This window comes from Nocardia sp. NPDC051570 (assembly GCF_044454005.1).
Lineage (GTDB): Bacteria > Actinomycetota > Actinomycetes > Mycobacteriales > Mycobacteriaceae > Nocardia.
Genome location: NZ_JBITDI010000008.1, coordinates 81,479 through 88,332 on the forward strand (window position 1 = coordinate 81,479; position 6,854 = coordinate 88,332).

Consider the following 6,854-nt stretch of genomic DNA (forward strand, 5'->3'; position numbering starts at 1 on the left):
TCAGTTAACCTTTCCGCACGGCTCACATGCGGCGCAGTGCGGCGATCCGTTCGGTGAGCTGATCGGCCGTCGCCAGCGCCGTTGGCGGGCCGCCGCATTCGCGGCGCAGCTCGCCGTGGATCACTCCGTGCGGCTTACCGGTGCGGTGGTTATGCATGGCGACCAGGCTGTTGAGTTCACGGCGCAGCTCACCGAGCCGATCGGCGGTGGCGATGCGCTCGGCGGCGGCCGCGGCGTTCGGGCTCGGTTCGGGGACCGCGGTCGCGGTGGCGGTGCGGTCCTTGATCTGGCGGGTCTGGCGGTCGCGCAGCAACGCCCGCATCTGGTCGGCGTCGAGCAGGCCCGGGATGCCGAGATAGTCGGCCTCCTCATCGCTGCCGGAGAAGGTGGCCGTGCCGAAGGAGTCGCCGTCGTAGATCACCTGATCCAGTTCGGCGTCCGCGGCCAGCGCGACGAAGGCGCGCTCCTCCTCACCGGGCTCGTCCTTCTGCTTGTTGGCATCGATGAGCAGTTCGTCGTCGAGCATTTCCTTCGGGCGATGCGGTTTGCCGATCACATGATCGCGCTGCACCTCCAGCTGCGCTGCCAGATCCAGCAGCACCGGCACCGACGGCAGGAACACACTCGCCGTCTCACCGGTTCTGCGCGCACGCACGAAACGGCCGATGGCCTGTGCGAAGTACAGCGGCGTCGAGGCGCTGGTCGCGTAGACGCCGACCGCCAGCCGTGGCACGTCCACGCCCTCGGACACCATGCGCACCGCGACCATCCACGGTTCGGTGCTGCCCGAGAACTCCCCGATCCGCTTCGAGGAGCTCGGATCGTCGGACAGCACCACGGTGGGCCGCGAACCCGAAATGTGTTCCAGCAGTTCGGCGTAATCGCGCGCCTTGTCCTGATCGGTCGCGATGACCAGACCGCCCGCGTCCGGCATGCCGGTGGCGCGTAACTGCTCGAGGCGGGTGTTGGCCGCGGACAGCACCTTCGACATCCAGTCACCGGCCGGGTCCAATGCGGTGCGCCAGGCTCGGGCCGTCTGTTCGACGCTCAGCGGCTCACCCAGACGGGCGGAATACTCATCGCCCGCGCTGTCGCGCCAATGCGCCTCGCCGGAGTAGGCCAGGAACACCACCGGCCGCACGACGCCGTCGGCCAGCGCCTCGGAGTAGCCGTAGGAGTAGTCGGAGCGCGAGCGCGGAAAGCCGGACTCGTCGGGCTCGTAGTTGACGAACGGGATCTGCGAATCGTCGCTGCGGAACGGCGTACCGGTCAGCGCGAGCCGCCGGGTCGCGTCGCCGAACGCCTCGGCGGTCGCCTCACCCCAGCTCTTGGCGTCGCCGGCATGATGGATCTCATCGAGAATCACCAGCGTGCGGCGGTTTTCGGTGCGCACCCGATGCTTGAACGGATGCGAGGCCACCTGGGCATAGGTCACCACCACGCCGTGATAGTCGCCGGAAGTGCCGCCGGTGGAGTTGGAGAAGTTCGAATCCAGCGCGATGCCCACGCGCGCGGCCGCGCTCGACCACTGATGTTTGAGGTGCTCGGTGGGCGCGACGACGGTGATCTGGTCGACGGTGCGATCGGCGAGCAGCTCCGAGGCCAGCCGCAGCGCGAACGTCGTCTTACCCGCGCCGGGCGTCGCGACCGCGAGGAAGTCGCGTGGCTTCGTCGTCAGATACTTGGTGAGAGCCCTGCGCTGCCATGCACGTAGCGAACCGCCACCACCCGAAGTCACTCTGTAGAGATTAGCCAGTGCCCCCGACACGGTTCCACTCCGGCGCGGTGTCGTGCGGGAGAACAGGTCTCCGACGTGTCGCATTCCACGCGGCCGCGCGTGTCGCGCAGCCCCGCCACCGCTGTGGTCGAGAACACCGCCCACACGTTTCGCCGCTGGTGCGGTATTCCGCGCGGCGGTGGGCAATGCTGGAGACACCATGCACACACCCGGCCGCCATCCACTTCGCGTCGCCGCGACCGAACTTGTCGCGGCCGCGGCCCAACGCGCTGGTCAAGGGGCGCGGCGGGGCGGGCAGCTCACGATCCGGGTGGCGGTGAAGGCCTGGGGCGATTCGATTTTCGCCAAATCCGCGGCCGCGGCGTTCTGGCAGACGCTCTCGCTCGCGCCGCTGCTGCTGGGACTGCTGGGCAGTCTCGGCTATGTGGGCGGCTGGTTCGGGCCCGATACCGTGCATATCGTCGAGGCCAAGATCATCAGTTTCAGCCGGAACCTGTTCAGCGGCAATGTGGTCGACGATCTGATCGCACCGACCGTGCGCGATGTGCTGCAGCGCGGGCGCGGCGAGGTGGTGTCGGTGGGATTCGTGCTGTCGCTGTGGGCGGGCTCGTCGGCGATGTCGACCTTCGTCGACTCCATCGTGGCCGCGCACGGGCAGAGCGAGGCGCGACATCCGGTGTGGCAGCGGCTGTTCGCGCTGTGGCTGTACGTGCTGTTCCTGGTGGTGTCGGTCTTCGTGCTGCCGCTGGTGGCGGTCGGGCCGACGTTGATCGGGCGGATACTGCCGAGCGGCTGGCGTGAGCCGGGGCTGCGGTTCATCGACACCTTCTACTATCCGACGACCGGTCTGCTGCTCATCGTCGGACTCACCACGCTCTACAAACTCGCCCTGCACCGCTCGCTGCCGTGGCACCGGCTGTTCGGCGGGGCGCTGGTCGCGGGCGTGTTCTTCATGGCCGCCAGCGACGGACTGCGGCGATATCTGGCCTGGGTGACCCGCACCGGAATCAGCTACGGCGCACTGGCCACACCGATCGCATTCCTGCTGTTCACGTTCTTCCTGGCATTCGCGGTGATCCTGGGCGCGGAATTCAATGCCGCCGTCCAGGAGTTCTGGCCCGCCCGCACCAGTCGTCTGACCCGGATATGGCACTGGCTGATCCGTCGGCTGCGCTCGACCGTACCCCGCGGGCTGTCCGGCGAACCGGAACCCGCGGCCACTCCGTCACCGAAGGACGAGATCCGCCCGGTACGCAGCACCTCGTAGTGGAGCCGGGTGTCAGCTCTGGCGCAGCGTGTCGTAGATGCGCTTGCACTCCGGGCACACCGGCGAACCGGGCTTGGCCGAGCGGGTGACCGGGAACACCTCGCCGCACAGCGCCACGACGTGGGTGCCCATGACGGCGCTCTCGGCGATCTTGTCCTTCTTCACATAGTGGAAGTACTTGGGGATATCGCTGTCGGTGGACTCGTCGGTGGTGGTATCCGGGCGAACCAGGGTATCGGTGCTCACCCATCCATGATGCCAAAGCCGGCCCCCGCGGTCGCGACCCCGTGTGCATTCGATCTTGCGGAGTGGAAGACTCGGGGCATGCAGCGTGACGGCGATGTCCCCGATGCCGAGAGCCGCGACGACGAGGTTCACCCCGAATTCGAGATCCGACCCCCCGGCTCCGTGCCGCACCCCGCACGCTCTCGCCCGTCGACGGCCGAGCGCAGCGAGGGCTACTTCCCCGGCGAGGACAGCCATCCCGTCCTGATCACCGAGGCCGCGCCCTCGCTCGATCAGCAGCATCGCACGCGAGTGCGCCGATACATGCTGCTCATGGGCTTTCGCATCCCGTGCCTGATCCTGGCCGCTGTCGCCTACGGCCTCTGGGCCAACTGGGTGATCTCGCTGCTCATCATCGGCGTCTCCATCCCGCTGCCGTGGATGGCGGTGCTGATCGCCAATGATCGCCCGCCGCGCCGCAAGGACGAACCCAGCCGATGGGATGAGCGCCGGGCCGCGAAGGCGCTGGAATCGGGTCAGCACCGGGCCATCGACGGCTGAATGTACAAAGGGCCCCGGCCGTACGGCCGGGGCCCTTTGTTCGCAGGCCGGACATCGTGCACGACGCCCGGCTCGAGTCATGGTGTGACGCCGGGAGTTTCCGCCGCAGCCCCCTACGCCGCGGCGAGTTGCGGTATGACCGGCACGATCTTGCGCCGGATCGCCAGTGACATCACCGCCGCGATCGCGCACAGCCCGCCCGCGAGATACCAGGCCAGGTTGTAGCTGCCCTGGACATCGCGGATGATCCCGACGCCGGTGGCCGCGATGGCCGCGCCGAGCTGATGGGAGGTGAACACCCAGCAGAACGCGATCGGCGCGTCGTCACCGAAGTGCTCGCGGCACAGCGCGACCGTCGGCGGCACGGTGGCGATCCAGTCCAGGCCGTAGAAGATGATGAATACCCACATGCTCGGCGCGGCGGTCGGCCCGAGCAGCGACGGCAGGAACAGCAGCGACACCCCGCGCAGCGTGTAGTACGCGACAAGCAGGTAGCGGGAGTCGATGCGATCGGTCAGCCAGCCCGACAGCACCGTGCCGACGATATCGAAGATGCCGACGAGGACCATCAGGCTCGCCGCGGTGGTGATCGGCATGCCGTGATCGTGTGCGGCAGTGACGAAATGCGTCTGGATCAGGCCGACGGTGGTGGCGCCGCAGATCATGAAACCGCCGACGAGCAACCAGAACACCGGACTGCGCGAACACCGGGCCAGCACCTTCAGTGCCTCGGTGGCCCCGCCCTTGATCTCCGTGCGCACCCCGTCCGTACTGCCCGGTTCGGCGCCGTAGGCCAGCACACCGACATCGCTGGGGAAATCGCGCAGGAACAGCAGGACCAGCGGCACCGCGAGCAGCGCGATCCCGGCCACCACGACCGACGGTGCCCGCCAGCCGTGGGCCTGCGCCAGCATCGACACCAGCGGCAGGAAGACCAGCTGGCCGGTCGCTCCGGCGGCGGTGAGAATGCCCGTCACCAGTCCGCGTTGCCGCACGAACCAGCGCCCGGTGATCGTGGCGACGAACGGCATCGACATCGATCCGACGCCGACTCCGACCAGCACACCCCAGGTCAGCCACAGCTGCCACGGCTGGGTCATGAAGACGGTCAGCCCGGCGCCCAGTGAGACCAGCAGCAGCGAACCGGCCACCACGTACCGCACGCCCACGCGGTCCATCAGCGCCGCCGCGAACGGCGAAATCAGGCCGTAGAGCGTGACATTCACCGATACGGCCGCGCCGATCGTGCCGATCGACCAGCCGAATTCCTGGTGTAGCGGATCCATCAGCACGCTGGGCACCGACCGGAATCCGGCCGCGCCGATCAGCGCGAAGAAGCCGATGATGGCCACGAACCAGGCGGGGTGGATTCCGGTGCGGCGCAACAGACCGGGCCGGTCGGTCACCGTGAGATCTCGCAGTTCGGTCACGGGCAAGATCGTCTCGCGGATCCGCTTGTCGAACGAGTGGCCTGAATGACACAATCCGTCAATATCTGGCCAATAGTGGGGAGTGCGCATGATCCGATGGAATCGGGCGTTCATCGACCGGCCGGCCGCGGTGTTCGACGAGGCCTTCGCCTTCTGGACCGCGGTGTCGGCGAGCACATTGTCCGAGCGCGGGGGGGCGAACGGCGAATTCGCCACGCTCGAACCGGAGGACGACGATGCCTGCCTGCGGGCCCAAGCGGTGGGCGGACCCGGCGGGGCGCATCCGGATCTGGACGTCGACGAACCGGTCGCGGCGCGGCAACTGGCCCGCAAGCTCGGCGCTCGCCGGATGCACCGGGGCGCGCACTGGACGGTGATGAACGACCCCACCGGTGGCGTCCATTGCCTCACCTCTCGTCATCCGTCGAACGGAAAGGTACCGCAGCAGTGATGACCGTGACTTCCCTTGCCCCACAGAATCTTTCACAGACCGTCCGGCCCGCGCATCCGTGCGATGGCCGATCGCCGGTCGTCGGCTCCGCGGCGCTGCCGGACGAATCCGGTGCCCTGCGCACCGACACCGGGGTGCATACCCGGCCGCAGCGGGTGGCCGTGCTGGCCCTCGCGCCGGTCATCGGCTTCGATACGACCATTCCGCCGACGGTATTGGGGAGCGCGGAGGCCGCCGACGGTTCCCCGCTCTACGACGTGCAGGTCTGCGGTCTGACCACCGAACCGGTGATGACGACGCTGGGCTACGGCTTCGTCCCGCAGGCCGGGGCGGAGGCGCTGGCCACCGCGGATACGGTCATCGTGCCGGGCACCCAGATCCCGGGGCCGCGCCGATTCGGCACCGTCCCACCGGAATTGGCCGAGGCACTGGCCACCATCCGGCCCGACGCACGGATCGTGTCCATCTGCACGGGCGCGTTCGTCCTCGCGGCCGCGGGTCTGCTCGACGGGCGTCGCGCCACCACGCACTGGTCGTTCGCCGACGACTTCCGCCGCCTGTATCCGAATGTGCGGATGGACGAGAATCTGTTGTTCGTCGAGGACGGAAACATCTGCACCGCCGCGGGTTTGGCCGCGGGTATCGATCTGTGTCTGCATCTGCTGCGCACCGATCACGGCAGCGAGGTCGCCAACCGGGCCGCCCGCTACTGCGTGGTTCCGCCGTGGCGCGAGGGCGGACAGTCCCAGTTCATCGATCGCAACATCCCCGAGGACGGCTCCGACGGCACCGCACCCACCCGCGCCTGGGCCCTGCTCCATCTGGACCAGGAACTCGACCTGGCCAGCCTCGCCGCCCACGCCCGCATGAGCGTGCGCACCTTCACCCGCCGCTTCAAGGCCGAAACGGGCCTGGCCCCCGGCGCCTGGCTCCTCCAGCAGCGCCTCCGCCACGCCCAGCACCTCCTCGAATCCACCGACCTGCCGATCGATGAGGTGGCCCGGTCCTCGGGCATGGGCACGGCCTCATCCCTGCGCCACCACATGCGCGCGGGTTTGGGCGTGCCGCCGCTGACCTACCGCAAGACCTTCCGCGCGGCTCCTAGAGCGGTCGCGCACTGAATCCCCGCCGCCCGGCCCTGGGGGCCGGGCGGCGGGGAACAGAGTGGGCCGACGCAGGGCG

7 protein-coding genes are annotated in these 6,854 nt (G+C 68.6%); 4 read left to right on the forward strand and 3 right to left on the reverse strand.

Features of this window, described 5'->3' with window-relative positions; translation table 11 throughout:
- Positions 1-22: 22 nt before the first annotated feature.
- On the reverse strand, positions 23-1,822 hold the full coding sequence (locus tag ACIA76_RS21325; protein WP_397153581.1) for a DEAD/DEAH box helicase: 1,800 nt from the start codon (positions 1,820-1,822) through the stop codon (positions 23-25).
- Between the two features lie 115 nt (positions 1,823-1,937).
- On the opposite strand from ACIA76_RS21325, the gene ACIA76_RS21330 reads away from it, so the two are divergent.
- A complete protein-coding gene (locus ACIA76_RS21330) occupies positions 1,938-3,005 on the forward strand; it encodes a YihY/virulence factor BrkB family protein (RefSeq protein WP_397153582.1) in 1,068 nt (355 codons plus the stop codon).
- 12 nt (positions 3,006-3,017) lie between these two features.
- Here ACIA76_RS21330 and ACIA76_RS21335 read toward each other — a convergent pair whose 3' ends face one another.
- Positions 3,018-3,251, reverse strand: a complete 234-nt coding sequence (locus ACIA76_RS21335) for a DUF3039 domain-containing protein (protein WP_397153583.1) — start codon at positions 3,249-3,251, stop codon at positions 3,018-3,020.
- A 162-nt stretch (positions 3,252-3,413) separates the two neighbouring features.
- Here ACIA76_RS21335 and ACIA76_RS21340 point away from each other — a divergent pair, with 162 nt between their 5' ends.
- Entirely contained in the window at positions 3,414-3,791 is a 378-nt protein-coding gene (locus ACIA76_RS21340; protein WP_397153857.1) for a DUF3099 domain-containing protein, read from the forward strand.
- A gap of 113 nt (positions 3,792-3,904) precedes the next feature.
- Here the strand turns inward: ACIA76_RS21340 and ACIA76_RS21345 are convergent, their stop codons facing one another.
- Positions 3,905-5,212, reverse strand: a complete 1,308-nt coding sequence (locus ACIA76_RS21345; protein WP_397153858.1) for an MFS transporter — start codon at positions 5,210-5,212, stop codon at positions 3,905-3,907.
- Positions 5,213-5,309: 97 nt separating this feature from the next.
- On the opposite strand from ACIA76_RS21345, the gene ACIA76_RS21350 reads away from it, so the two are divergent.
- Together ACIA76_RS21350 and ACIA76_RS21355 are read left to right on the forward strand one after the other, a co-directional pair.
- Positions 5,310-5,672, forward strand: a complete 363-nt coding sequence (locus ACIA76_RS21350; RefSeq protein ID WP_397153584.1) for a VOC family protein — start codon at positions 5,310-5,312, stop codon at positions 5,670-5,672.
- Positions 5,672-6,793, forward strand: a complete 1,122-nt coding sequence (locus ACIA76_RS21355; RefSeq protein ID WP_397153585.1) for a GlxA family transcriptional regulator — start codon at positions 5,672-5,674, stop codon at positions 6,791-6,793. The genes ACIA76_RS21350 and ACIA76_RS21355 overlap by 1 nt, the downstream gene beginning before the upstream one ends.
- Positions 6,794-6,854: the final 61 nt, after the last annotated feature.